Source organism: Ensifer sp. ENS03, assembly GCF_014852035.1.
Classification (GTDB): domain Bacteria; phylum Pseudomonadota; class Alphaproteobacteria; order Rhizobiales; family Rhizobiaceae; genus Ensifer; species Ensifer adhaerens.
In genome coordinates, this window is record NZ_JACVAV010000005.1 from 16,394 (window position 1) to 40,443 (window position 24,050).

Consider the following 24,050-nt stretch of genomic DNA (forward strand, 5'->3'; position numbering starts at 1 on the left):
TACCGAGCCGATGCGGCCCGAGCACAGCATGTCTGTGTTGCGGGCTCGACCATCCGAAACCCCGGCCTGAAGTGCCGCCCCGGATGATCCGCCGTCGCTCGTGCAGTCCAGAGAACGACCATGGCCTTGATCAATATCCGCAACCTCGGCGTCAGCCTGAGCGCACCGCTTTTCTCCAGTCTTAGCCTGTCCGTCGCATCCGGTGATCGTATCGGCATCGTCGCTGCCAACGGCCGCGGCAAGTCGACCCTGCTGAGATCAATCGCCGGCAGCTTTGATCCGACCGCCGGCGAAATCACCCGCTCGCGCGGGCTGACGGTCGGTCACGTCGAGCAGAACGTGCCTTCGTCGCTTTTACCTCTCTCCTTCCACGACGCCGTTCTTTCGGCCCTCCCGGCCGACCAGGCGGAAAACGAAAGCTGGCGCGTCGATATCGTGCTCGATTCCCTCGATGTGCCGGAGGTTCTGCGGGCTCGCGCCGTCTCGGAGTTGAGCGGCGGCTGGCAGCGCCTGATGCTGCTTGCCCGCGTCTGGGTCAGCGAGCCAGACGCGCTGCTGCTGGACGAGCCGACCAACCATCTCGATCTCGCCAAGATCGGCCGGCTGGAGGCCTGGCTGAATGCGCTGCCACGCGACGTGCCGGTGCTGGTTGCCAGCCATGACCGCGCCTTCCTGGACGCAACCACCAACCGCACGCTGTTCCTGAGGCCAGAGCAATCGCCGATCTTCGCGCTCCCCTATTCGCGGGCGCGCGCCGCTCTCGATGAGGTGGACGCATCGGAGGAGCGGCGTTACCAGCGCGACATGAAGGTGGCGCAGCAACTGCGTCGCCAGGCCGCCAAGCTCAACAATATCGGCATCAACTCCGGCAGCGACCTGCTCACGATAAAGACGAAGCAACTGAAGCAGCGCGCAGAACGGCTGGAGGATGCGGCAAAGCCCGCGCATCAGGAACGTTCCGCCGGCGCGATCCGGCTCGCCAATCGAGGCACCCATGCCAAGATCCTGGTGACGCTCGACGACGTCCATGTCGAAACGCCCGACGGCACCCCGCTTTTCCGCACCGGCAAGCGCTGGATCTGCCAGGGCGACCGCATCGTGCTGCTTGGCGAAAACGGCGCCGGCAAGACCCGGCTCGTCAACCTGATCCGCACGGCGATCGAGGAGCCCTCCCGCGCGCCGGAGACGCTGAAGGCAACACCCTCGCTGGTGCTCGGCTACAGCGACCAGGCGCTTGCCGGCCTGTCGGACGAGGAGACGCCGCTTGCCGCGCTGTCCCGCCGCTTCTCGCTCGGCGACCAGCGCGCCCGTAGCCTGCTCGTCGGTGTCGGCGTCGGCATCGACATGCAGGAAAAGGCGATCGGCCGGCTGTCGGGCGGCCAGAAGGCGCGTCTTGCCATGCTGGTGCTGCGCTTGAAGGAGCCCAATTTCTACCTGCTCGACGAACCGACCAACCACCTGGACATCGAGGGCCAGGAAGCGCTCGAAACGGAGCTGTTGAGAAACGAGACGAGCTGCCTGCTCGTCTCCCACGACCGCAGCTTCGTGCGCAATGTCGGCGACCGCTTCTGGCTGATCGAGAAGCGCCGCCTCGTCGAAGTCGAGGACCCGGAGGACTTCTTCGCCTCGGCGGCGGCAGGCGACGTCGGCTGACATAAAGCGCAATCATCGCATTTGTGACGCCCGCAACAAGCGGCGTCACAAATGCCAACATCATCAGGCGGGCGGCCGCGCAATCAGGCATGCGACTTCGCCGCTGTCAAATATCTGCGCCGACAGTGCCTCGACCAGCCAGCGGTGGCGAAGGGCCGCCGCCGCGAGCCGCGCGCCAACGTCGTCCGCCCCCGTGGACGGCTCGTCATGAAAAAGAAAAAGACGTCCCTCAGGCTTCAACAGCTGCGCCAGCGCCGCAAACTCTCGAGCGGGATCGCCCCGCGTGAACACGCCGACGCGCATGGCGAACGCCTTGTCGAAGCGACGGCCACCGAGATCGAACGAGCGAAGCTCCGCAACCCGCAAGGTCGCCCGGCCTGCAGCAACATGTTCAGCATTTCTGCGTGCTGCCGCCGCGATCATCACAGCCGAGCGATCGATGGCGACAATCTCCCCTTCGTCGAGCCGATCGCAAACCTTCGTCACGGCAATGCCATGGCCGCATCCGACTTCGAGCAGATGATCGGACGGCTGCGGCGCGATGACGCCGACCGCCCAGTCGATCCTGTTCAAGCCCATGTGGATTCCCCCCCTCGCCGGCGCAGAAACTAGCACGCGGAAGAGCCATAGCGCCAACCAATCCGATGCAAAAATAAAACCACTTGCAAAACAATATCAGATTTGCCACCCTTTCCGTGACAGGCATGCCGCAACGGGAGAGATACTATGCGCAAGGTCATCATGTGGGACATGGTTAGCGTCGACGGCTTCTTCGAAGCACCGGGGCACGACATCGAGTGGTTCGTCTTCGAGGACGAGCTCGCCGCCTATATCGGCGAAACGCAGCTCGAGGCCGACACCCTGCTTTTCGGCCGCGTGACCTATGAAATGATGGCGGGCTACTGGCCATCCGCCGAAGGCGACATCGCGACCTTCATGAACGGCGTCGAGAAATTCGTTTTCTCGCGCACGCTGACCTCCGCCGATTGGGCCGGCACGACGCTCGTGACCGGTGACGCTGCAAGCGAAGTCGAACGACTGAAGGCGCTGGATGGCGGCACGATCTTCGTTTTCGGCAGCGCCGACTTCGCGAGCGAACTGATCGAGAAGGGCCTCGTCGACGAATATCGCCTCGGCATCAATCCGGTGCTGCTCGGCGAGGGTGTGCCGCTGTTCAAACCAGGGCTGAAGCGGACGAAACTCAAACTGACCCACACACGCCCTCTGACGTCCGGTGTGGTTATCCTGCACTACCAGCCAGAAGCGGACGCCTAGCAGGACGGGCGCCACGCTCGCGTGTGCGCCGATCTGGCCCAGCGCCGCCTCTTGACTTCCTTGTCCGATCGTCCGACTTCACTGCTGCACAAGTCCCTAAATCGGGATCGATTTAAGGATAGAATTATGCAGCACTTTAAATTGCTACAGCGTCCTTAGCGCGCCTTGAAAGACGCGCGGCGCTGTCGGGACGATGCAAGGAGACGGCGACATGAGCGAGACCGCACGCACGACGATCGACCAGAGCGAGGTTGACCGCTTTTCCGCCATGGCCGCGGAGTGGTGGGATCCGACCGGCAAGTTCCGGCCGCTGCACAAGTTCAATCCCGTTCGCCTCGCCTATATCCGCGACAAGGTGGCCGAGCATTTCGGCCGTGATCCCAGGAGCCCGCAGCCGCTCAAAGGTCTGCGCCTGCTCGATATCGGTTGCGGCGGCGGCCTCCTGTCGGAGCCGATGGCACGCATGGGCGCCGATGTCCTCGGCGCCGACGCCTCCGAAAAGAACATCGGCATCGCCAAGACGCACGCGGCCGGAAGCGGTGTGGCTGTCGACTATCGCGCCGTGACCGCCGAAGCCCTTGCCGAAGCCGGCGAGAGCTTCGACATCGTGCTCAACATGGAAGTGGTCGAGCATGTCGCCGATGTCGATTTCTTCATGACCACCTGCGCCCATATGGTTCGCCCCGGCGGTCTGATGTTCGTCGCCACCATCAACCGCACCATGAAGGCAGCGGCGCTTGCCATCTTCGCAGCCGAGAACGTGTTGCGCTGGCTGCCGCGCGGTACGCACCAGTATGAAAAACTGGTGCGCCCGGAGGAACTGGAAAAGCCGCTCGTGGCCAACGGCCTCGAAGTGACCGAGCGGACCGGCGTCTTCTTCAATCCGCTTTCCAATCAATGGAACCTGTCCAAGGACATGGACGTCAACTACATGATCGTCGCCAAGCGGCCGCTATGAGCAACTGTCGGCGGCCTCAGCCAGCCTGCCGACGCTCCTGCCACTCGCGCTTCAGCAGCGCATAGACGTATTCGTCGCCCCAGACATCGTTGAACCGGTCGTTCTCGATCAGATGCGCTTCGCGGCGCATGCCGAGACGCTCGACGACGCCGACGGATGCCTTGTTGAGGGCATCGAGCCGGGCAAAGATCCGGTGAAACTTCAGCGTCGAAAAGCCGAGATCAAGCAACGCCCGCATCGCTTCCGTAGCGTAGCCCTTGCCGGCAAAGTCGGGATTGAAGATGTAGCCGGTCTCCGCCTGTTCCGCCGCACTGCTTGCGAGCTTCAGCAGGACCTCGCCGATCAGTACGCCATCCTCGCGGCGCTCGACGGCAAACACCGCGACGTCCCCATCGTCAACGAGCTTTGGCGCCGAAGCCTTGGCGAATTTTGTCCGCGCTGCCGTTTCGTCGAGCGGGTGCTGATAGAGATAATGGTAGACCTCCGGCAGGCGGTGATAGGCAAAGAATGCCGGAAAATCGCCAGGCGCGAAGGGCCGGATAACGAGGCGATCAGTGGAAATGTGAACATCGGACAATGCCATTGGCTGGAAAACTCCCATTGCAAAGCTGCGAGATGGGAGCCAAGGCATTGTATTTAAAGGGCGGGAACCAAAGTTTAGACGCGCAGATGCGAAAGTGCCCCGCGTCAGTTGACCTCGTCGGGCAAGATCGGCAGCGGCGCGACCGCGATGCCTTCTTCGAGCAACGCCACGGCCTCTTCCGCCGTCGCCTTGCCGATCAGCCCGCGCTCTTCCGCCTCGCCGTAGTGGATCTTGCGGGCTTCCTCGGGAAAGCGCTCGCCGACATCCTCGGCGTTCTCGCGTACGGACTTCACCAGCTCGCGGATCTTGGCGACCGTTTCCTTCTGCGCCTGGTCCATGATCACCGCCCGCGTCGCCTCCTTCTTGCGCGCGGTCGCGACCGAGGGCGCCATCAGTTGCTTGGCAACGGATGTCGAGTTGCAGCTCGGACAGGAGACCAGCTTGCGTTCGACCTGGCGGTCGAAATCGTCACTCGACGAGAACCAGCCCTCGAAATCGTGGCCGTTGTCGCAGGAAAGGGTGTAGCGGATCAAGCGGCAACGCCTCCCTTCCCGGTCGGCGCCACTTCATCGAGCACGAAGCTACGGGCATTCTTCAAGTTCGGTATCTTGGCGCGCGCCGCATGCACGGCGGCGACATCGATGTCGGCAAGCACAACCGCCTCGCCCGTAGGGCCAGCCGAAGCGAGCACGCGCCCCCAGGGATCGACGATCATAGAATGGCCGAACGTCTCACGCCCATCCTCATGCGTGCCCCCTTGCGCGGCGGCAATGACGAAGAGGCCGTTCTCGATCGCGCGGGCGCGGAGCAGGATTTCCCAGTGCGCCTCGCCCGTCTGCCGCGTGAAGGCGGCGGGCACCGACATGATCTCGGCGCCGGCAACGGCCTGTTGCCGGAAAAGCTCCGGGAAGCGCACGTCGTAGCAAATGGAAAAGCCAAGTTTGCCGAAGTCGAGTTCGGCCAGGCGCGCAATGCTGCCTGGCTGATAGGCGGCACTTTCCCGCCAGCTCTCGCCGTTGTCGAGATCGACGTCGAACATATGGATCTTGTCATAGTCACAGATCTTTTGGCCATTCGGGCCAAACAGCAGGCCGCGATTGGCGATCTTGCCGCCGGCAAGCGCGATCGGCGTCGAGCCGACATGGAGGTAGACGCCAAGTTCGCCGGCAAGCTGAGCTGCCGCCGCGGCAATAAGATCGTTGGCCTCGTCCTTCAGGATCGCGCGCAGCGCCGCCCGGTCCCGCTGCAGCGCCCCGGTCATTTCCGGAGTCTGGATATAGGTCGCGCCGTGGGCTGCCGCTTCGCGCGCGAGCCGCACCATCGTCTCCGCATTCTTGCGCGGATCGACGCCGGAACACATCTGAATGGCTGCGGCCTTGAAAGTCATCACGTCCAACTCCTAAGCGCTCACCGCTGATAAACGGGTCGTCGCCTCATGCAAGGTACGGTGCCTCAGGCAGCCAGCATCGCGTCGAGTTTGCCGGCGCGTTCCAGCGCGTGCAGGTCGTCGCAGCCACCGACATGAATGTCGTTGATGAAGATCTGCGGGAACGTCGTCCCACCGTGCGACTTGTCGATCATCACCTGCCGAACGTTCGGATCATAGGTGGCATCGTGCTCGAGGAAGGAAACGCCCTTGGTTTCCAGGAGTTTCTTTGCGGCCGAGCAATAGCCGCAGAACTGACGCGTATAAATGACCACCGAAGCCATGATCCTGAACCGCTCCTTTGCCGGCGACCGTGCCGGACATCTGATTGTCATATAAGACCGGATACGGCTCTTGCAAAGGTCAAAACCGTGACCGACCCGGCTCCCGCCCGCTTCAGCGCACGGGTCGCTGCGGCAACGGTTGCGCCGGTCGTATATACATCGTCGACGAGAACCACGCTTTTCCCACTGAGACCCGCCCTGCCGCTTTCCGAGACGGCGAAGGCGCCGCGGACGTTCTCCTCGCGGGCGCGCAACCCCAGGCGTACCTGCGGGCTCGTGCGCCGGATGCGCCTCAAGATGTCGGGCTGATACGGACGACCGGAGAGCTGCGCAATGGCTCGCGCCAACTCCGCCGACTGGTTGAACCGCCGCTTCCACAGCCGGAAGGCGTGCAGCGGCACGGGGATGATCGCGTCGGCGGAAGCGACGGCACCGTCGCTCGCCCGGATCATCCATGTCGCCATCATCGGCGCGAGATCCGTGCGGTCGCGATATTTCAGCCCGTGGACCAGATCGCGGGCAACGCCTTCATGGATCGCCACCGACCTTAACCGATCGAATGCAGGCGGATTGGCGATCGCCTCCGGTGACACCGCTCCGGCGCCGTGATCGACCGAAAACGGCATGCCGAGAATATCGCAATAGGGCCGTTCGATCAGCGGCAGCGTCGCCCAGCAGGAGGCGCAGACCGCGCGATGATCGCCGACCAGCCGGCCGCAACCGCAACAGACAGGTGGAAAGACGAGATCGACAAGCCCCAGTCCGAACCGTCTCAGCATGCCCGCGCGCCACGCCTGCGGAATACGCAACCTCTCCCATGCCATGCGGTTGACTTTGTGCCTCCGAAGGTCTCTTTGCTGCCCATCGCGGAGAGACTATCGTGGAAAAAATCTTTGACCAGAGCCTCGTCGAGGCGCACCGGGCAAGGGCGCTCAGAAACGCCGATCCGAAGGCCGGTTTTCTTCTCGACATCGTTGCCGAAGAGCTCGCCGAGCGTGTCGGCGTGGTCGAGCGTCATTTTGATCGCGCACTCGAACTTCACGGCTATACCGGAGAAACGGCCCGCCAACTGATGGCGACCGGCAAGATCGACGCCATCGAGCGCGTCGAGACCGACGCCCGCTTCAGCTCGACCGAGGCGCCGGTGACGATCGCCTCGCTCGAGGAAGTTCCGGCCGAACCGGAAAGCGTCAACCTGATCGTCTCGCCGCTGTCCCTGCATCTGACCAACGATACACCGGGCGCCTTCATCCAGGTGCGGCGGGCGCTAAAGCCCGATGGGTTGTTCCTCGCCGCCATCCCGGGCAGCGGCACGCTGCAGGAGCTGCGCGAAGCGCTTCTGGCTGCAGAGGCCGAATTGACCGGCGGCGCCAGCCCGCGCGTCATTCCCTTCGCCGATGTCCGTGACGTCGGCGCTCTGCTCCAACGCGCCGGCTTCGCTCTGCCGGTCACCGACACGGAAACCTACACGGTGCGCTATGATTCGCTGTTCGCGCTGATCCGCGACCTGCGCGCCATGGGCATGACCAGCCCGCTTTCGGCGCGCAGCCGCACGCCCGTTTCCAGGCGGTTCTTCCTCAGGGCTGCGGAAATTTACGCGGAGCGCTTCTCCGATCCGGACGGCCGCGTTCGCGCTACCTTCTCCATCATCTATCTGTCCGGCTGGGCGCCGCACGAAAGCCAGCAGAAGCCGCTGAAGCCGGGTTCAGCAAAGCAACGGCTTTCGGCAGCGCTTGGCACGAAGGAGCAGCCGCTGTAGGGCGGCATCCACCCCAGATCCGGTCTTAGTGCTTATGCGCTCGGGAACGCTGCGGCGAGCGAGTCGTAGACGTAGGTCAGGGCGTTGCCGATCTGGTTGGCCCCGAAGATTAAGCTGAGGGAGACGAGGGCGGCGATCAGCGCATACTCGATGGCGATGCCGCCGTCCGTGCCACCAAACAAGCGTCTAAGCGTTTCCATGCGTCCCCAGCCAGATTTGTGTTCAATCCGAATCGGACGCCAGCGCCAAACGGGCCGATGGCGTTCGCCTCAGCAGCCGCTCTTGCGGCCGTCGGCATCGATAATGCAAACCGCTCCGGGCATTTCCTGAAGGACGCTGCGCCGAACCGTGTAGCGCTTGGTGGTCCCCTTCGAAGGGATGGAGCCGGTGGAAATGTTGTCGTAATCGACGGGCGTGTTCGCCATGATGCGCTTGTCGGTCTTGGATGACAGCATGGGCGTCAGGATCAGCGTCAGCGCGATCACCGCCGTTCCGAACAACAGCGACAGATTGAGCACACCTGTCCGGCGGGACTGATTGTTCATCAGATCCTTTTCCTGAACCGTGTTCCAGAAATCGTCGTCCACCATCCCAGCCTCACAAACGCGCAAAATACGGCGAACGCAAGCGCCCTTCCCAAGCTTGGTTCCACCGCACTGCCTGAAATCGATACGCCGTTGCCAACGATACGTACCAAAACTGAATTGGAGCTATCTTTGCGCCAGGGAGATAAACGATCGATTAATAATCAATCAGATTTCGGGTAGGTTCAGAGCAAATCCATAAGAAACGGGATAAGCGGTTCGTCTGCCGGCGGCATCGGAAAATCGCGCAGGGCCTTTGGCCGGACCCACTTGATCGCCTGGCCTTCCCGCCCGATCGCAACCCCTTCATAGCGGCGGCAGACATAGAGCGGCATCAGCAGATGGAAGTCGTCATAGGTGTGGCTGGCGAAGGTGAGCGGCGCCAGGCATGCGACCTTGGTGCGGATGCCGAGTTCTTCCTCAAGCTCGCGGATCAGGGTTTCCTCCGGCGTCTCGCCGGCTTCAACCTTGCCGCCCGGAAACTCCCATAGGCCGGCAAGCGATTTTCCTTCCGGCCGCTGCGCGAGCAGGATGCGACCATCGGAATCGACAAGCGCGCAGGCCGCGACAAGCACGATCTTCTTTCCGTTGGCATCCATGGCCTCAAGCTCCCGGCGTTCGATAGATGTAGCTGTAAACCTCGGAGAAACCGGCGCCGCGATAAAGCGCCTTAGCCGAGCTGTTATCCGCTTCCACCTGCAGCCAGGCCTTCTTGGCTCCGCGCAGACGCGCCCAGCGCAGGCAGACGTCGAGCATCGCCTTGCCGACGCCCCGGCCACGGACCCGCTCGTCCACGGCAAACTGCATGATGCCGGCAAGATCGTTGTCCTGGACGACGAGCGCCACGGCCGTCGGCCCCATCTCGGCATCCTCGAACAGGAAGAGGCCACTCTCCGGCTTGATCGCGTTGATGATTTCGGCCAGCGCCGCCTTGCGCTTCGGATCGCTCTTCGCAATCCCGATGCACGCATCGACGAACCGGCCGACGTCCTTGATCGGCAGGTGATCGATGCCGTCGCCGAACTCGCGCTCGACCAGGTCGACGCTCATGACCAGGCTGCGGCTGAACGCATTCCAGCCCTCGGCATCCATATGGGCGACAAGCTGCGGCGGCGTCAGCGGCGTCTGGCGCACAGTCAGCGGCCGGCCGTAGTCGGCAAAGCGCCGGGCAGCCTTTTCGAGACGGACCGGGATGTCGCGATAGTCGGACGGATCAAGCGGATTGACGGAATTCAGCCGCTTGGAATCGTGGCCTGCATTGAGCCGGATCAGCCAGCTGCCATCATATTGCACGGACGCTGCCGGCCAGGCGCGGAAACCCACGGCCTCGAGACGGCGCACGTTTGGAAGATCCACCATTGCCACTTCCCCAGCTTCGGCCTGTGCCTTGCCCGCCACGGGCCGAATATCATTCGATGTCATCTTGCTACCTCTGCACGGCCTGGCGCGCCAGGCCGCTCACCATCACATAACCGGCGCCTCAGCTCCGGTAATCGCCGTTGATCTCGACATATTCCTTCGTCAGGTCGCAGGTATAGACAGTGGCCCGACCGGAACCGAGGCCGATTTCGACGCGGATCGTGATGTCCTCTTCCTTCATCACGGCCGTGGCCGCGGCTTCAGAATAGGTGGGATCGCGCTCCCCCTCGACGGCGACGCGCACGTCGCCGAACCAGATCGCCAGCCGGTCGCGCTCGGCCATTTCTCCGGACTTGCCGACGGCCATGACCACGCGGCCCCAGTTGGCGTCTTCACCGGCGACCGCCGTCTTGACGAGCGGCGAATTGGCGATCGAAAGCGCGATGCGCTTGGCGGCCGCATCATTCTCGGCGCCTTCGACAGTCACCTCGACCATCTTGCGAGCGCCTTCGCCGTCGCGCACGACCTGGAGCGCGAGATCGCGCAAAAGGTCGTTCAGTGCGGCGCGGAAGGCATTAAGACGCGGGTCGGCCGCATCGGAGATTGCCGGCTGGCCGTCGGCCGATGCCGCGCCCGTAGCGAACAGCATCAGCGTATCGGACGTCGAAGTGTCGCTGTCGACCGTGACCGAGTTGAAGGTCGGGCCGACGCCGGCCGAAAGCAGGGCCTGCAGCGCCGAAGGCCCAATGTCGGCATCCGTGACCACGAAGGAGAGCATCGTCGCCATGTCGGGCGCGATCATGCCGGCGCCCTTCGAGATGCCGTTGATCGTCACCTTGACGCCGTCGATTTCGGCGCTGCGTGTCGCTACCTTCGGATAGGTATCCGTCGTCATGATCGCCTTGGCGGCTTCGAACCAGAAGTCCTCCTTGCCGGCAATAGCCAGATCGTCGAGCACGCCGGCAAACTTGGTCGCGTCCAAAGGCTCGCCGATGACGCCGGTCGACGCCAGGAAGACTTCGCTCTCCGCGCAGCCGACAGCCTTTGCCGCCGACTTTGCCGTCAGTTCCGTCGCCTCGCGGCCCTTCTTGCCGGTGAAGGCATTGGCGTTGCCGGAGTTGACGACGACAGCGCGCGCGACACCGCCGGCAAGGTTCTTGCGGCAGAAATCGACAGGGGCCGAAGGGCACTTGGAACGGGTGAAGACACCGGCCACGACGGCCGGCCGGTCGAACACCATCATCAGCACGTCGGTGCGGTTCTTGTACTTGATGCCGGCGGCTGCGGTCGCCATGCGGACGCCGCGCACGGAGGGCATTTCGGCAAAGGTTTTCGGAGCGAGCGGAGAAACGGAGCCGGACATGGGAAACCTGCTGTGACGTGTTGGAGCCAAAGCATTTCCAGGAAGACCATAGCAGCCTTCAGGAAATGCCTAAGAACAAGGATCCGGAGCGGTCTACAACCGAAACGGCTCCAGATCCATCTTGCGACAAATGCCCGAACGGTTTTCACCGCCGGGCATCGACAAAAAGCGGTGACGACAGGCCCCGCCAGTGGCAGGGCCCGCCGATCGAATTACTTGGCTTGTTGCGCTTCCTGCGCCTTGTTGGCCTCGTCATAGGCCTGCTTCAGCGCCGGGTCGGAAATTTCGACGCCTGCATCCTTCTTGGCTGCGGCAAGCAGCTCGACATACTTGTCACGCATGACAAGCTGACGAACCTGCTGCTCGACCTGCTCGAGCGGCGGCGGAGCCTGCGGACGCTTGTCTTCGACCAGGATCACGTGGAAGCCGAACTGCGTCTTGACCGGGGTCTTGGTGTAGGCGCCCTTCTCGAGAGCGAAGGCAGCCGTTTCGAATTCCGGCACCATGCGGCCCTTGGTGAAGTAGCCGAGGTCACCGCCGTCGTTCTTGTTCGGATCGGTGGACTTCGCCTTGGCAAGCTCGACGAAGCTCTTGCCAGCGTCGAGTTCCTTGATGATTTCCTTGGCTTCGTCTTCCGTCTTGACCAGGATATGGCGGGCCTTCACTTCGTCCTGAACCGGAATGGCCGCGACTTCCTTGTCGTAGCGTGCCTTAACCTCTTCCTTGGTGATGGCGTCGACGACATGCTTCTTGAAGTAGGCGTTGTGAAGTTCGCGCTCGGTGAGGTACGCGACGCGCTGCTTGAAGGTAGCGTCGTCCTGCAGGCCTTCCTTCTCGGCCGTGGCGGAAAGAAGCTTAACGTCGATGATCGCCGACAGTGCTGCGGCGCGCTTCTGCTCTTCCGGCATCTGCTGCAGCTGCGGGTCGAGACCACCCAGAGCAAGATTGAGTTCGGACTGACGCACGTCCTCGCCGCCAACCTTGGCGACCACCGGATCGGCGTCTTCCGCCCGCGCGCCACCATGTACGGCCATCGCCGCAACCAGTGCCACGGCGGCCAGGGTTTTCAACTTGGTCATGCTCACTAACCTTTCACATTGGCCTTCGGCGCAATTGCCTGCAGCTTGTAGCGGCTGCACAACACCAGAATGTGGCGGTTCTGTAGCCGTCCGGCAGTGCAATTGCGTTGACATAATTCGACCCCCCTCTTATCTGTCACGCAACCTCGCGTCCAGAACAGTTTCCGGGCGTTTCACGGCATTGCGCGGTTTTCGCGGCGCGGCCATGAGACCCAAGGCAACAAAAATGAAAGGACCATTCGTATGGTCAGTCTCGGCGGCCTAGCCCGCAAGTTGTTTGGCTCCTCCAACGATCGCCGCGTGCGTGGCTACAAGGCACGGGTGGACGCCATCAACGCACTTGAAGCCGACATGAAGGCTTTGTCGGATGAGGCGCTCGCCGGCAAGACGGTGGAATTCCGCAAGCAGCTGGAAGAAGGCAAGACGCTCGACGACCTTCTGGTTCCGGCCTTTGCGGTCGCCCGCGAGGCGGCCCGCCGCGTGCTCGGCTTGCGCCCGTTCGACGTCCAGCTCATCGGCGGCATGATCCTGCACGAACGCGCCATCGCCGAAATGAAGACCGGTGAAGGCAAGACCCTCGTCGCGACGCTTCCAGTCTACCTCAACGCGCTCGCGAGCAAGGGCGTGCACGTCGTTACCGTCAACGACTACCTCGCCCAGCGCGACGCCGGCACCATGGACCGCATCTATAGCTTCCTCGGCATGACCACGGGCGTCATCGTCCACGGCCTGACCGACGAGCAGCGCAAAGCCGCCTATGCCTGCGACATCACTTATGCCACCAACAACGAGCTCGGCTTCGACTATCTGCGCGACAACATGAAGTACGAGCGCGGACAGATGGTCCAGCGCGGCCACTTCTTCGCCATCGTCGACGAAGTGGACTCGATCCTCGTCGACGAAGCGCGCACGCCGCTGATCATCTCCGGCCCGCTCGACGACCGCTCGGATCTCTACAACACAATCAACGAATTCATTCCGCTGCTTTCGGCTGAGGACTACGAGATCGACGAGAAGCAGCGCTCGGCCAACTTCTCCGAAGAAGGCACCGAGAAGCTCGAAAACCTGCTGCGCGAGGCGGGCCTGCTCAAGGGTGAATCGCTCTACGACATCGAAAACGTCGCAATCGTCCACCACGTCAACAATGCGCTCAAGGCCCACAAGCTGTTCCAGCGCGACAAGGACTACATCGTTCGCAACGGCGAGATCGTCATCATCGACGAATTCACCGGCCGCATGATGCCGGGCCGCCGTTATTCGGAAGGCCAGCACCAGGCGCTCGAAGCCAAGGAAAAGGTGCAGATCCAGCCAGAGAACCAGACGCTCGCATCGATCACCTTCCAGAACTACTTCCGCATGTACTCCAAGCTCGGCGGCATGACCGGTACGGCCTCCACCGAAGCGGAAGAATTCGGCAACATCTACGGCCTGGAAGTCGTTGAAGTTCCGACCAATCTGCCGATCAAGCGTATCGACGAGGATGACGAGGTCTACCGTACGCAGGGCGAAAAGCTGAACGCCATCATCGACGAGATCAAGTCGGCACACGAGCGCGGCCAACCGATGCTGGTCGGCACGACGTCGATCGAAAAGTCCGAGCAGTTGGCCGACCTTCTGAAGAAGTCCGGCTTTGCCAACTTCCAGGTTCTCAACGCCCGCTACCACGAACAGGAAGCCTTCATCGTCGCCCAGGCCGGCGTGCCCGGCGCCGTCACGATCGCCACCAACATGGCCGGTCGCGGCACCGACATCCAGCTCGGCGGCAACGTCGACATGCGCATCCAGCAGGAGCTCTCGGAAGTCGAGCCCGGCCCCGAGCGCGAACAGCGCGAACAGGCGATCCGCGCCGAAGTGCAGCAGCTGAAGGAAAAAGCGCTGGCCGCCGGCGGGCTTTACGTTCTGGCTACCGAGCGCCACGAAAGCCGCCGCATCGACAACCAGCTTCGCGGCCGTTCCGGCCGTCAGGGCGACCCGGGTCGATCGAAGTTCTACCTGTCGCTCCAGGACGACCTGATGCGCATCTTCGGCTCCGACCGCATGGACGGTATGCTGCAGAAGCTGGGCCTCAAGGAAGGCGAGTCGATCATCCATCCGTGGATCAACAAGGCTCTCGAACGCGCCCAGAAGAAGGTTGAAGCCCGCAACTTCGATATCCGCAAGAACCTTCTGAAGTACGACGACGTTCTCAACGATCAGCGCAAGGTGATCTTCGAGCAGCGCATCGAGCTGATGGATGCCGAAAGCGTCACCGAAACCGTGACCGACATGCGCACCGAAGTCGTCGAAGACATGGTCAGCAAGCGCATTCCCGAGAAGGCCTATGCCGAGCAGTGGGACGTCGCCGGTCTCAAGGCCGACGTGCAGCAATACCTCAATCTCGACCTGCCGATCACCGAATGGGCTGCCGAGGAAGGCATCGACGAAGCCGATATTCTCGAGCGCGTCATGACCGCTGCCGAAAAGGAAGCCGCCGACCGTGCCGAACGCTTCGGTCCGGAGATCATGCAGTATGTCGAACGCTCGGTCGTGCTGCAGACGCTCGACCATCTGTGGCGCGAGCACATCGTCAACCTCGATCACCTGCGTTCGGTCATCGGCTTCCGCGGCTACGCCCAGCGCGATCCGCTGCAGGAATACAAGTCCGAAGCCTTCGAGCTGTTCCAGGCCCTGCTCGGCAACCTGCGCCAGGCCGTGACCGCACAGCTCATGCGCGTCGAGCTGGTGCGCGAAGCAGCCGAAGCGCCGCAGCCGGCTCCGCCTGTCATGCATGGCCACCATATCGATCCGCTCACCGGCGAGGACGATTTCGGCGACGGCACGCTGCTGGCCGCCCCGCCAGTGCAGCGAGACGCAACCAACCCATTGTCCTGGGGCAAGGTCTCGCGTAACGAGCTCTGCCCCTGCGGTTCGGGCAAGAAGTACAAGCACTGCCACGGCATCTACGAGGCATAAGCCAGCCGCGGAATGCAGGTACTGTCTGCGCCCCCTGCCCTTCAGAAATGCCGCCTCCGGGCGGCATTTTCGTTTCCTGGAGCCTGTTTTCTAGCGATCGCTCGCCCTGGCGTGGGCGATCAGGTTTTCGAGCGCGCGAATGCCGGTTGCTGTTGATGGCGGCGGCCGAGCGTGGCGTTGATACGGAGTGCGAGATCTTGCGCGTCGGAAGCTTTCAGGTCCTCCAGCCGCTCGATGCCGATCTCCTGGAGATCGCCGACCATGTGCGGCCAATCGATTTCGCCTGCATAATCCGCTGCCGCTCGCTGTCCACAATCGGCATGGTTGCCCCCATTCCTTACAACCGCGCTGCACCCTTTGTTAACGCTGTTCTGGCAGTACTGAACCCCTGTATTGCGTAATCTCAGGGTGTTCTCGTGTTCATGGCGGTATGTCAAACGGCCGGACGAATGCTGCCGTCGGCACTGAGACACCGCCTGTCCGCAATAATCGCCGGGCTTCTCCCCATCCTGACCAGTTCCGACTCCAAGAACGCCGCGCGCCGCATGGCGCTCGTCGCCTTTTCGGTTCGCATCGTCAGCGCCGCCATCGCCTTTCTGTCTCAGATCATCCTCGCGCGGCTGATGGGCGAGTTCGAATATGGCATCTTCGTCTTCGTCTGGGTGCTGGTCATCCTGTTCGGCAGCCTCTCCTGCGTCGGCTTCCACTCGGTCGTCATCCGCTTCCTGCCGGAATACCAGGCGTCGGCCGCCATGGACGAAATCCGCGGCGTGACGACGACGGTGCGCATCTTCGCACTTTCCTCCGCCACCACGGTCGCCGTCCTCGGCCTTGCCGGCCTCTGGTTCTTTTCCGGGCACATCGAGGCCTATTACCTCGTGCCCCTCTATCTCGGCCTCTTCACCCTGCCGATGATCTCGCTGGGCGACGTCATGGACGGAACGGCGCGTGCCCATGGCTGGCCGATTGCCGCGATGAGCCCCACCTTCATCATCCGGCCGCTGCTCGTGCTCGTTTTCATGGTGCTCGCCGTCACCGCCGGCGCGCCCCACACCGCGCAAACCGCCATGATGGCAGCCATGGCCGCGGCCTATGTCACCAGTGTCTCGCAGTTTCTCGCGCTCACCTACCGTCTTCGCTCGCGCTATGTTCCGGGACCGCGACGCATCGAGCTTCGCCGTTGGCTCAAGGTCTCGATCCCCGTCTTCCTGGTCGATGGCTTCGGCTTCCTGCTGACCAATTCCGATGTGGTGATCGTCGGCCTCTACCTGGAGCCGGACGACGTCGCGATCTATTTCGCTGCCGCCAAAACCATGGCGCTTGTGCATTTCGTCATGTTCGCGGTCAAGGCAGCCGCGGGCCCGCGCGTCTCCAACGCGATGGCCCGCGATCCCGGCCAGATCCCCGGCATCGCGGTCGAAAGCGCCCGCTGGGCCTTCTGGCCGTCGCTTCTGGTCGGCGCGCTGGTGCTACTGGCAGGGCCTTTCCTGCTTTCGCTCTTCGGCCCGGCCTTCGTCACCGGGCTGCCGCTGATGATGGTGCTTTTCGCGGGCATCCTCGCCAAGGCTTTCGTCGGCCCGGCCGAAACGCTGCTGACGATGGCCGGCCAGCAGACGCTGTGCGTGATCCTCTACGCCGGCGCGCTGGTGGTCAACATCGCACTCAACCTCAGCCTCATCCCTCTTTTCGGACTGAACGGTGCTGCTTTTGCAACCGCTGGTGCTATGTTCGTAGAGGCGATGCTGCTGCACCTCGCCGTCCGGCGTACCTTCGGCTTTGCGCTCTTTGCCTTCGCAAGAGCGCGGGCCGGCAATGAAAACAACGGGGCTGTCCATCCATGATCGGCAATACCAATCTTCCGAGCGATGCAAACAGCCGGGCCGCACGGGTTCTCGGCGGTCTGGCGCAGGACGGCGAAAGCGGACCGACCGCAGAGCACCTGATCGAGGTCGGACGTCCCGGACGGCATCTTGCCATCTATCCGGCAAGGGCCGGCTACGAGTTGCAGCGCGAACTCGACTTTCTGTCGAACCGGGCGCTGGAGCCGAACGTCTTCTTCACCGGACGCTTCCTGGCGCCGGCCATGCCACGCCTGGAAGAGCGAGTCATCCGGCTCGCGATCATGCGCGACAACGACGAGCGCCGCAGCCGGCTGCGTTTCCTGATGCCGTTCTCGATCGAAAAGCCCGGCTTCTCGATCGGCGCGCCGATCATTCGCGCCTGGTCGAACCCGTTCGGGCCACTGGGCGTGCCATTGCTCGACGCCGAGGATGCGGCCGAGACCATCGACAACCTGTTCGAAGCCTTTGCCGCGCCGGCAACCGGGCTGCCCTCGATCCTGGTGCTGCCCGATATGCGGCTCAACGGCAAGGTCGCCCGCCTCACCCGCGCCGTCGCCATCGGCCGCAACCTGCCTCTGACGGTGACCGACACCTTCAGCCGGCCGATGCTCGAAAGCCTGCTCGACGGCCCGACCTATCTGCGCAAGGCCATTAGCCCGGCGCATTTCCGCGAGCTGCGGCGGCAGTGGAACAATCTCGAAAAAGAGGGCGAGCTCGTCTATTCGGTCGCCCGTCAGCCCGCCGACGTCCGCCTGCGCATGGAGGAATTCCTGGCGCTGGAAGCATCCGGCTGGAAGGGCAAGGCGCGCAGCGCCATGGTGCTCGACCGCTTTCGGGCCGCCTTTGCCCGCGAGGCGATCACCAATCTGGCCGACGGCGACAGCGTGCGCATCCACACGCTCGATCTCGACGGCAAGGCGATCGCCTCGATGGTCGTCTTCCTGATGTCGGGCGAGGCCTATACCTGGAAGACCGCCTATGACGAGCGCTATGCCAGGTTCTCGCCGGGCAAACTGCTTCTCGCCGAACTGACGGAATGGCATCTCGACGACGCCAACATCGCCCGCTCCGATTCCTGCGCGGTGCCGGACCACCCGATCATGAGCCGTTTCTGGCAGGAGCGCGAAGACATGGGCACGATGGTGATCGGCCTGCAGCAGACCCGAGACCGCGAAGTGCGCCAGGTGGCAGCCCAGCTCCACCTCTATCGCAACACCCGCAACATGGCGCGGATCCTGCGCGACAAGATCAAGGCGCTTGCCGGACGCTAGAGCGGGATGAGGAAAAAGCGTGCGCGGTTTTCCGCCCGCATCCCGCTCCGGCCAATTCAAATCAATCGCGCGGCGGCCGAGGGACTACGACGCTTCGGAAACCTCGATCGCCCCGCGCGCTTCCGCCGCCGCCTCCTCGCGCAGGAACCGTCTGATCACCTTGCCCGAGGTCGTCAGCGGCAGGCTGTCGACGAAGGCGATCTCGCGCGGATACTCGTGCATCGAGAGCCGGGTCTTCACCCACTCGCGGATGGAGGTTGCCACACGCGCGTCGCCAACGACGCCCGGCCGTAGCACGACATAGGCCTTGACGATCTCGGTGCGCACCGGATCGGGCTTGCCGACAGCGGCGGCCAATTGCACGTCCGGATGGCCGGCGAGGCAATCCTCGATCTCGCCCGGGCCGATGCGATAGCCCGACGAGGTGATGACGTCGTCGTCACGCCCGAAGAAGGTGAAATAGCCCTGCTCGTCCATCACGCCCTGATCGCCTGTTGTCATCCAGTCGCCGATGAACTTCTTCTCCGTCGCCGCCGCGTTGCCCCAGTAGCCGAGGAACATCACCGGGTCCGGCCGCTTCACCGCCACCTGCCCGACGCTGCCGGCCGGCAGTTCGCGGCCTTCGCCGTCGATGATCGCCACCCGGTGGCCGGGTGCGGCCTTGCCCATCGACCCCGGCTTGACGACGCCGAGATCGGCGGCTGACGAAATGACGATGTTGCACTCGGTCTGGCCGTAGAACTCGCTGACCTCGAGACCGAGCGCCGCCTTTGCCCATTCATAGGTCTCGCGGCCGAGGGACTCGCCAGCCGAGCCGATGGTTCGAAGATTAAGCCGATAGCGCTCGCGCGGATTCTCGACCGCCTTCATCAGCCTGAGCGCCGTCGGCGGAATGAAGGCATTGCGCACGTCCATTTCTTCCAGGATGCGAAAGGCAGTATGCGGGTCGAACTTCTGCGCCGGCGACGACACGACGGGTACGCCGTGCAGCAGCGACGGTAACAGCGCGTTGAGCAGCCCTCCCGCCCAGGCCCAGTCGGCCGGCGTCCACATGCGGTCACCTGGCTGCGGCAGGAAGTGATGGTGAAACTCGAAGCCCGGCAGATGGCCGAGAAGCACCCGGTGCCCGTGCAGTGCCCCCTTCGGCGGCCCTGTCGTGCCTGACGTATAGATCATCAAGGCCGGATCGTCGGGGCCGGTATCGGCCGCAACAAAGCCAGAGGGATCACCCGACGCCAAGTCAGAGAAGACAATCGTGCCCGGACGCGGCTGATCATCCGCCAGCACCACCAGCCGCAAGTCAGGCAGCCGCTCACGGATCGCCGCGATGCGTTCATAGCCAAAGCCGTTGGTGATGACAGCCGCCACGCCGGCGTCGCGCAGCCGGTATTCGAGCGCCTCGACGCCGAAGAGCAGTGCCAGCGGTAGCGCGATGGCACCGTGCTTATAGATCGCTGCATGGGCAATCGCCGTCTCGAACCCCTGCGGCAACAGGATCGCCACCCGTTCGCCGGGCATGATACCCTCCCCCGTCAGCCCCTTGGCAAAGGCCGAGGATTGCCGGGCGAATTGACGATAGGTCAGCGATTGATGCGCACCGCCAGGATCGAAATGCTGGAGACAGACACGCTCCGGCGCCCGCTCAGCCCAGGCGTCGCTGACGGCAACGCCGATGTTGAACTTTTCCGGAATCTGCCAGCGGAAGGCGCGGTAGAGTTCGTCGTAGGTCTCTATTCTCGGTAACATGACGCTGCCATGACAGTTTTGTGCTGCAGCGCAACTAACACCTTCGCAAGCGACAGTTCAATGACTGCGGCGGCGTTCAGGCATGTCGGACGATGGATGTGAAGAAAGTGTATGTGGTGGTGCCCCATGCCGGGGTCTTGGCACCGAACCAATCCCTGTAATTTCAATTACTTGGCTTCTCGTCAGCTATATGCGCTGTAGCAGTTCGCTGTAGCAGCTTCAAGCGGCTTTCACCCTATCTGACACCAATCGCCCGGATGATGGGCCGTGATGTATGTCGTCAAGGAAACGGGTCTGAGTCGGGGGGAGAGTTCCAGTGCCTCTCCCGCTCGGCCTCTCGGGCCTCAAAGCCCTCATCTGCTCCGCAGGTCAAACAGCTTTCATCCCATCCATTTGCAGCGTCGGCATAAACGGTGGACTTGCACTTCGGGTTGTAGCACTTTTTGTGAATCACCGGGCTTGATGAACCACATACAAGGCAATCCACCACGGGCATCCCTGTCGCTTCGCTTAGCTGAGCCGTCTCCCGAGCATCGCCAAAGTCTCCCATCCGCCCTTTGCAGTTTGGACAATCGAACCATCTCGCCTTCTTTTTGAAACCAAGAAGCTCCTTGAAGATGGCCGGCTTCAGTTCCTGTAACAGTTCCGCGAACTCTTGGTGCAGGTTGGCCATCACATGGTCTGTACTGTAGATGGCCGACAAGTGGTCATTCTGCAGGTGTGTACGTCGAGCATCAAACCATGGCGTCTCGGGATGTGCCCACTTGTGAGTGATCAGCGTCGCCTCGAACAACTCTGCGGCACTTGAGGTCGGGGCGTGCCCCTGATGGACGAACATATTCCGACGTTCACGGATGGTGTTCAGAAAGTTCCGGGCCTTGTGGTCCAACCGAGGGGAGCAGACCATGTCGTGCAGGCGTGGCAGTTCTGCTGCGCCGACCGTAAGAAACTCAGAGAAGCTAACATCATCTGTAGCGGCTTTCTTGGGCCATTGTTGCGGATCGCGTGCCAGCAAAAGAAAAGGGCTGACCGCTGCAATTCGGCCTTTGAGGTACAACTCATGAGCTTGCTGAAGTAGGGCGAGCGCGTTCGCAAGAGATGGAGCGCATTTATCCCAGTACGCCCTCAAGTCCTCTTCGTCGACACCGAGCCGCCAGTCCTCCCTTTGGTTATCGTATAGCTTCGAGACGATCGAATATGAGAGGTGGAGGAGCGCGTCTGCCCGCTCGATGAACTCGCCTGCGGTTGGCACGTTGGTGATCACGAAGGGACCTCGGCGAAATTTCGCGAATCGGAAGTTGGTAGACACCCTACGACATTGTACCCACAGATGTGTGGGTCGCTACAGTCGAAGGTTGGAGCAGCCTATTGCAATTGGGTCGCTACGTGGTTGAGTCGTAGAAGTTGCAGAGAATCAATATCTGGCAAGGGTCGAGAATGGAAAAGCGCTACCAGGTCTTTGTGAGTTCGACCTTCGTTGACCTTCAAGAGGCCAGAGGAAAAGTCATCCAAACACTGATGGAAATGGACTGCATTCCCGCTGGTATGGAACTGTTCCCCGCCATGGATGAAGAGCAGATGCAGTTCATCAAACGCATCATTGATGACTGCGACTACTACCTCTTAATCCTTGGTGGGCGGTATGGCTCGGTCTCAGCAGAGGGTATCAGCTTCACTGAGATGGAGTATGACTACGCCATAGAGAGGGGGCTGAAGGTCTTGGCGTTCGTTCACGAAAAGCCCGAGGACATTCCCGCTAAGTTCACTGACAGCGACCCAGCGTTGAAAGCGAGACTGGGTGCGTTCCGTGAAAAAGTTAAGACAGGACGATTAGTCAGGGGGTGGAATGACCTCAAAGAACTTCCGGGCCTTGTATCGCTGAGCCTTAACAAGACGATTAAAACTTACCCGGCTATTGGCTGGGTACGCGCTGACCAGATCACTTCCACCGAAGCGGTGCGCGAGCAGAACGAATTGCTTAAGGAATTGGAAGCTCTACGGAAAGAACTCCAGCGGAGCAAAACTACCTCAGTTCCCAAGGTGGAGGGCCTAGCTGGCCTCGATGAGCAATTTCCAGTCACGTTAACGGACTACGCCGGTATGGACGCAAAGCGATATCAGCGTTCCCTAACTTGGCGTCAAATTTTCGTACAGATTGCGCCTGATCTGCAGGTGGCACAGAACGACAGCTCGATGAGGGGGGCTATTGGACAGGCGCTGTTGTCCTACATTGGCGTCAAGACGCCCTATCATGGCACCGTTGACAACGAGGATTACAAGACACTCAGAACACAGTTCGCTGCGCTGGGCCTCATTGGATTGGTGGTGAACGGGGAAGGAGAGGCCCAAACCCTGTTCTGGGAGTTAACGCCGGAGGGGGCTGCCTTGATGCTACAGGGGAGGACCGTAAAATCTTCAACGAATGGAGAGTGATACCGCCCATTTCCGGTGCGGTTCTGATGGGCTATTTTGGGTTGAACCGGCAGGACGTGGCCCCATTTAAGCATTGGTCTAGGATTTGGTGATGAGAACCGGAGCAATCCCATTCAAGTTCGACATGAACGACCTATTGGCCCGAGCCAAGAGGCAGTTGGGTGGGCGATTGGGAAACGTCACCCTCAATCTTCCGTTTGTCAGTATCGAAGTCAGCCCCAAGGACAGGGAAAAGCAGGTAGCCCGTGAGGTGGTCATACGGCTTAAGGATCGCCGTGTTCTGTCTGCGTGGGAATGCTGTAACAACTGTATCGACAACGCGCTTGGGTCACTTCAGGAAATTCGCAAGACGCTTGTTGATAAACAGGTAGAGCTGTCAGATACCCAGGACGGCCCGCTATTTGTTCTCCTCGAAGCGATGCTACTGGGTATACGGCAATTCCTGACGTATGAGGAACTGCTGAAGCAATCGGACGTAACGCATGACAACCCGCGCTACGGCGATTACCACCGTCCACCTGATACGCGACAGGCTTATTTCGACGCGCTCGAAGTCCTACGTGGGCATTTGAGCCGCTGTTTGGGGCAGGTAGCGACCATCGCCGGGATGGAATTACCAGCCGAGGGTCTCATTCTCCACTATCGAGGGAATTGGCAGATCGAGGCATATGAACCGCCGAAGCTGACTTGAGGTTCCTTCCGCCAGCCAATCGCATCGACTAGAAGCCTTTGCGTGTGGCTCAAAGTGGAGGAGCGTCCCAGCCTCGATCACGTTCGCGAAAGCCTGAGGGTTGAGGAGAGGTACGCCCCTCAGCTTCTCCGGATGCCAGCGTGTCCTGATATCGTTTGAGGATTGCCTCGGCATGAGGTTGTGCCTTGGCTACTGTGGCTCGCCATTCATGGAGCTGTCTCAACAGGCGCTCCCAGTCGGCACCGTTACCCGCCTTTTCGATCTCGGCTTTGTAGCCTTCAGCCATGGCGTGGAGTTGCTCAGCTTGAGAGCGAATAGTCAGCAACGTGTCGGAGCAACTCTTGTAGACCTCGGGTTGATCGGGGCAGAGCGCTTGCACTCGTCGTAGGATATCAGGCGTGGCGAGGGCGAGCATGTTCACCACACTCGCGGCTTCAGCGGCCACCTCAGCATTCAAGCGGTACGCCTCAATCCTGCGGTCACTGATCGTGCCCGCTCTGTCCTTACCCCAACCGATTGCAGCCAGAATTAAGGAAAGAAAATCCATCACACACTCTCGGTTGCGTCGAAATCAGCGTGAGGGTGTCCCATGTCGGGGTTTGGACGCCGCTCTAGCTTCTGCAATTTCAATGGCTTAGTACGCCGTAGCAGTTTGCTGCGGCAGCTTCAAGCCATGCGATTGGCTACCACGGCCCTAGATATCCAACGGCGATGCCCAGTTGCCGCTAAGCCGGGAGCAACTGACACGTTGCGTGGATTGCAACCCCGCTCTATCAATGCCTGTTCGGGTTGA

At 61.9% G+C, this 24,050-nt stretch carries 25 protein-coding genes; 9 read left to right on the plus strand and 16 right to left on the minus strand.

What is annotated here, in order from left to right; translation table 11 throughout:
• The first annotated feature begins 120 nt into the window (after nucleotides 1-120).
• Nucleotides 121-1,653 carry an ABC-F family ATP-binding cassette domain-containing protein gene (locus IB263_RS18500; RefSeq protein ID WP_192438827.1) on the plus strand — a complete coding sequence of 511 codons (1,533 nt, stop codon included), beginning with the start codon at nucleotides 121-123 and terminating at the stop codon, nucleotides 1,651-1,653.
• A gap of 63 nt (nucleotides 1,654-1,716) precedes the next feature.
• On the opposite strand, the gene IB263_RS18505 is transcribed toward IB263_RS18500, so the two are convergent.
• Nucleotides 1,717-2,289, minus strand: a complete 573-nt coding sequence (locus IB263_RS18505) for a cyclopropane-fatty-acyl-phospholipid synthase family protein (RefSeq protein ID WP_192438828.1) — start codon at nucleotides 2,287-2,289, stop codon at nucleotides 1,717-1,719.
• A gap of 90 nt (nucleotides 2,290-2,379) precedes the next feature.
• Between IB263_RS18505 and IB263_RS18510 the strand changes: the two genes are divergently transcribed.
• Nucleotides 2,380-2,928, plus strand: coding sequence for a dihydrofolate reductase family protein (locus tag IB263_RS18510; RefSeq protein WP_060518369.1), 549 nt, complete (start codon nucleotides 2,380-2,382; stop codon nucleotides 2,926-2,928).
• Nucleotides 2,929-3,139: 211 nt separating this feature from the next.
• Nucleotides 3,140-3,886: a bifunctional 2-polyprenyl-6-hydroxyphenol methylase/3-demethylubiquinol 3-O-methyltransferase UbiG gene (gene ubiG / locus IB263_RS18515; RefSeq protein ID WP_090299864.1), complete on the plus strand. Its 747-nt coding sequence runs from the start codon at nucleotides 3,140-3,142 to the stop codon at nucleotides 3,884-3,886.
• A 16-nt stretch (nucleotides 3,887-3,902) separates the two neighbouring features.
• On the opposite strand, the gene IB263_RS18520 is transcribed toward ubiG, so the two are convergent.
• The 5 genes from IB263_RS18520 to IB263_RS18540 form a co-directional block, all read right to left on the minus strand.
• Entirely contained in the window at nucleotides 3,903-4,469 is a 567-nt protein-coding gene (locus tag IB263_RS18520) for a GNAT family N-acetyltransferase (RefSeq protein ID WP_192438829.1), read from the minus strand.
• A gap of 104 nt (nucleotides 4,470-4,573) precedes the next feature.
• Nucleotides 4,574-5,002 carry a DUF1178 family protein gene (locus IB263_RS18525; RefSeq protein WP_034797716.1) on the minus strand — a complete coding sequence of 143 codons (429 nt, stop codon included), beginning with the start codon at nucleotides 5,000-5,002 and terminating at the stop codon, nucleotides 4,574-4,576.
• The gene (locus IB263_RS18530; protein ID WP_192438931.1) at nucleotides 4,999-5,856 is read right to left on the minus strand and encodes a carbon-nitrogen hydrolase family protein; all 858 of its coding nucleotides are present in this window, start codon (nucleotides 5,854-5,856) and stop codon (nucleotides 4,999-5,001) included. Before IB263_RS18530 ends, IB263_RS18525 begins: the two co-directional genes overlap by 4 nt.
• Nucleotides 5,857-5,921: 65 nt before the next feature.
• A complete protein-coding gene (gene grxC, locus IB263_RS18535) occupies nucleotides 5,922-6,179 on the minus strand; it encodes a glutaredoxin 3 (protein WP_034797718.1) in 258 nt (85 codons plus the stop codon).
• A gap of 47 nt (nucleotides 6,180-6,226) precedes the next feature.
• Nucleotides 6,227-6,958, minus strand: a complete 732-nt coding sequence (locus IB263_RS18540; protein WP_234798704.1) for a ComF family protein — start codon at nucleotides 6,956-6,958, stop codon at nucleotides 6,227-6,229.
• A gap of 101 nt (nucleotides 6,959-7,059) precedes the next feature.
• Between IB263_RS18540 and IB263_RS18545 the strand changes: the two genes are divergently transcribed.
• Nucleotides 7,060-7,938 (plus strand): methyltransferase domain-containing protein, encoded by an 879-nt coding sequence (locus tag IB263_RS18545; RefSeq protein WP_060518375.1) that lies wholly within the window; start codon nucleotides 7,060-7,062, stop codon nucleotides 7,936-7,938.
• Nucleotides 7,939-7,970: 32 nt separating this feature from the next.
• On the opposite strand, the gene IB263_RS18550 is transcribed toward IB263_RS18545, so the two are convergent.
• The 6 genes from IB263_RS18550 to IB263_RS18575 all read right to left on the minus strand — a co-directional run bounded on the left by IB263_RS18550 (nucleotide 7,971) and on the right by IB263_RS18575 (nucleotide 12,323).
• Complete coding sequence (locus tag IB263_RS18550) at nucleotides 7,971-8,138, minus strand: Flp family type IVb pilin (RefSeq protein WP_082566310.1); 168 nt, start codon at nucleotides 8,136-8,138, stop codon at nucleotides 7,971-7,973.
• Nucleotides 8,139-8,207: 69 nt separating this feature from the next.
• Entirely contained in the window at nucleotides 8,208-8,528 is a 321-nt protein-coding gene (locus tag IB263_RS18555; RefSeq protein ID WP_034797725.1) for a hypothetical protein, read from the minus strand.
• A 179-nt stretch (nucleotides 8,529-8,707) separates the two neighbouring features.
• Nucleotides 8,708-9,121 (minus strand): 8-oxo-dGTP diphosphatase MutT, encoded by a 414-nt coding sequence (gene mutT / locus IB263_RS18560; RefSeq protein WP_060518377.1) that lies wholly within the window; start codon nucleotides 9,119-9,121, stop codon nucleotides 8,708-8,710.
• Between the two features lie 4 nt (nucleotides 9,122-9,125).
• Nucleotides 9,126-9,944 carry a GNAT family N-acetyltransferase gene (locus IB263_RS18565; RefSeq protein WP_371814147.1) on the minus strand — a complete coding sequence of 273 codons (819 nt, stop codon included), beginning with the start codon at nucleotides 9,942-9,944 and terminating at the stop codon, nucleotides 9,126-9,128.
• A gap of 58 nt (nucleotides 9,945-10,002) precedes the next feature.
• Nucleotides 10,003-11,244 carry a bifunctional glutamate N-acetyltransferase/amino-acid acetyltransferase ArgJ gene (gene argJ / locus IB263_RS18570; protein ID WP_192438831.1) on the minus strand — a complete coding sequence of 414 codons (1,242 nt, stop codon included), beginning with the start codon at nucleotides 11,242-11,244 and terminating at the stop codon, nucleotides 10,003-10,005.
• A 212-nt stretch (nucleotides 11,245-11,456) separates the two neighbouring features.
• On the minus strand, nucleotides 11,457-12,323 hold the full coding sequence (locus IB263_RS18575) for a peptidylprolyl isomerase (protein ID WP_034797733.1): 867 nt from the start codon (nucleotides 12,321-12,323) through the stop codon (nucleotides 11,457-11,459).
• Between the two features lie 243 nt (nucleotides 12,324-12,566).
• On the opposite strand from IB263_RS18575, the gene secA reads away from it, so the two are divergent.
• Nucleotides 12,567-15,275: a preprotein translocase subunit SecA gene (secA, locus tag IB263_RS18580; protein WP_060518382.1), complete on the plus strand. Its 2,709-nt coding sequence runs from the start codon at nucleotides 12,567-12,569 to the stop codon at nucleotides 15,273-15,275.
• 119 nt (nucleotides 15,276-15,394) lie between these two features.
• Here the strand turns inward: secA and IB263_RS18585 are convergent, their stop codons facing one another.
• Nucleotides 15,395-15,538 (minus strand): hypothetical protein, encoded by a 144-nt coding sequence (locus IB263_RS18585; protein ID WP_156400702.1) that lies wholly within the window; start codon nucleotides 15,536-15,538, stop codon nucleotides 15,395-15,397.
• Between the two features lie 186 nt (nucleotides 15,539-15,724).
• Between IB263_RS18585 and IB263_RS18590 the strand changes: the two genes are divergently transcribed.
• Together IB263_RS18590 and IB263_RS18595 are read left to right on the plus strand one after the other, a co-directional pair.
• Entirely contained in the window at nucleotides 15,725-17,116 is a 1,392-nt protein-coding gene (locus tag IB263_RS18590) for a lipopolysaccharide biosynthesis protein (RefSeq protein ID WP_192438932.1), read from the plus strand.
• Nucleotides 17,113-18,387 (plus strand): GNAT family N-acetyltransferase, encoded by a 1,275-nt coding sequence (locus IB263_RS18595; protein ID WP_034797746.1) that lies wholly within the window; start codon nucleotides 17,113-17,115, stop codon nucleotides 18,385-18,387. The genes IB263_RS18590 and IB263_RS18595 overlap by 4 nt, the downstream gene beginning before the upstream one ends.
• Before the next feature lie 84 nt (nucleotides 18,388-18,471).
• Here IB263_RS18595 and IB263_RS18600 read toward each other — a convergent pair whose 3' ends face one another.
• Nucleotides 18,472-20,133, minus strand: coding sequence for an AMP-binding protein (locus IB263_RS18600; RefSeq protein WP_192438832.1), 1,662 nt, complete (start codon nucleotides 20,131-20,133; stop codon nucleotides 18,472-18,474).
• Nucleotides 20,134-20,413: 280 nt separating this feature from the next.
• Complete coding sequence (locus IB263_RS18605) at nucleotides 20,414-21,397, minus strand: hypothetical protein (RefSeq protein WP_192438833.1); 984 nt, start codon at nucleotides 21,395-21,397, stop codon at nucleotides 20,414-20,416.
• A gap of 173 nt (nucleotides 21,398-21,570) precedes the next feature.
• Between IB263_RS18605 and IB263_RS18610 the strand changes: the two genes are divergently transcribed.
• Together IB263_RS18610 and IB263_RS18615 are read left to right on the plus strand one after the other, a co-directional pair.
• Nucleotides 21,571-22,566 (plus strand): DUF4062 domain-containing protein, encoded by a 996-nt coding sequence (locus IB263_RS18610; protein ID WP_192438834.1) that lies wholly within the window; start codon nucleotides 21,571-21,573, stop codon nucleotides 22,564-22,566.
• Between the two features lie 91 nt (nucleotides 22,567-22,657).
• Nucleotides 22,658-23,257 (plus strand): hypothetical protein, encoded by a 600-nt coding sequence (locus IB263_RS18615; protein WP_192438835.1) that lies wholly within the window; start codon nucleotides 22,658-22,660, stop codon nucleotides 23,255-23,257.
• A 49-nt stretch (nucleotides 23,258-23,306) separates the two neighbouring features.
• Here the strand turns inward: IB263_RS18615 and IB263_RS18620 are convergent, their stop codons facing one another.
• A complete protein-coding gene (locus IB263_RS18620) occupies nucleotides 23,307-23,804 on the minus strand; it encodes a hypothetical protein (protein WP_192438836.1) in 498 nt (165 codons plus the stop codon).
• Between the last annotated feature and the right edge of the window lie 246 nt (nucleotides 23,805-24,050).

What these genes read in the sequence shown, in the direction of transcription:
- IB263_RS18500 (WP_192438827.1), top strand. Translation starts at nt 121, where the DNA reads ATGGCCTTGATCAATATCCGCAACCTCGGCGTCAGCCTGAGCGCACCG.
- IB263_RS18510 (WP_060518369.1), top strand. Translation starts at nt 2,380, where the DNA reads ATGCGCAAGGTCATCATGTGGGACATGGTTAGCGTCGACGGCTTCTTC.
- ubiG (WP_090299864.1), top strand. Translation starts at nt 3,140, where the DNA reads ATGAGCGAGACCGCACGCACGACGATCGACCAGAGCGAGGTTGACCGC.
- IB263_RS18520 (WP_192438829.1), bottom strand. Translation starts at nt 4,469, where the DNA reads ATGGCATTGTCCGATGTTCACATTTCCACTGATCGCCTCGTTATCCGG.
- IB263_RS18530 (WP_192438931.1), bottom strand. Translation starts at nt 5,856, where the DNA reads ATGACTTTCAAGGCCGCAGCCATTCAGATGTGTTCCGGCGTCGATCCG.
- grxC (WP_034797718.1), bottom strand. Translation starts at nt 6,179, where the DNA reads ATGGCTTCGGTGGTCATTTATACGCGTCAGTTCTGCGGCTATTGCTCG.
- IB263_RS18540 (WP_234798704.1), bottom strand. Translation starts at nt 6,958, where the DNA reads ATGCTGAGACGGTTCGGACTGGGGCTTGTCGATCTCGTCTTTCCACCT.
- IB263_RS18550 (WP_082566310.1), bottom strand. Translation starts at nt 8,138, where the DNA reads ATGGAAACGCTTAGACGCTTGTTTGGTGGCACGGACGGCGGCATCGCC.
- IB263_RS18555 (WP_034797725.1), bottom strand. Translation starts at nt 8,528, where the DNA reads ATGGTGGACGACGATTTCTGGAACACGGTTCAGGAAAAGGATCTGATG.
- mutT (WP_060518377.1), bottom strand. Translation starts at nt 9,121, where the DNA reads ATGGATGCCAACGGAAAGAAGATCGTGCTTGTCGCGGCCTGCGCGCTT.
- IB263_RS18565 (WP_371814147.1), bottom strand. Translation starts at nt 9,944, where the DNA reads ATGACATCGAATGATATTCGGCCCGTGGCGGGCAAGGCACAGGCCGAA.
- argJ (WP_192438831.1), bottom strand. Translation starts at nt 11,244, where the DNA reads ATGTCCGGCTCCGTTTCTCCGCTCGCTCCGAAAACCTTTGCCGAAATG.
- IB263_RS18575 (WP_034797733.1), bottom strand. Translation starts at nt 12,323, where the DNA reads ATGACCAAGTTGAAAACCCTGGCCGCCGTGGCACTGGTTGCGGCGATG.
- secA (WP_060518382.1), top strand. Translation starts at nt 12,567, where the DNA reads ATGGTCAGTCTCGGCGGCCTAGCCCGCAAGTTGTTTGGCTCCTCCAAC.
- IB263_RS18585 (WP_156400702.1), bottom strand. Translation starts at nt 15,538, where the DNA reads ATGGTCGGCGATCTCCAGGAGATCGGCATCGAGCGGCTGGAGGACCTG.
- IB263_RS18590 (WP_192438932.1), top strand. Translation starts at nt 15,725, where the DNA reads ATGCTGCCGTCGGCACTGAGACACCGCCTGTCCGCAATAATCGCCGGG.
- IB263_RS18595 (WP_034797746.1), top strand. Translation starts at nt 17,113, where the DNA reads ATGATCGGCAATACCAATCTTCCGAGCGATGCAAACAGCCGGGCCGCA.
- IB263_RS18600 (WP_192438832.1), bottom strand. Translation starts at nt 20,133, where the DNA reads ATGTTACCGAGAATAGAGACCTACGACGAACTCTACCGCGCCTTCCGC.
- IB263_RS18610 (WP_192438834.1), top strand. Translation starts at nt 21,571, where the DNA reads ATGGAAAAGCGCTACCAGGTCTTTGTGAGTTCGACCTTCGTTGACCTT.
- IB263_RS18615 (WP_192438835.1), top strand. Translation starts at nt 22,658, where the DNA reads ATGAGAACCGGAGCAATCCCATTCAAGTTCGACATGAACGACCTATTG.
- IB263_RS18620 (WP_192438836.1), bottom strand. Translation starts at nt 23,804, where the DNA reads ATGGATTTTCTTTCCTTAATTCTGGCTGCAATCGGTTGGGGTAAGGAC.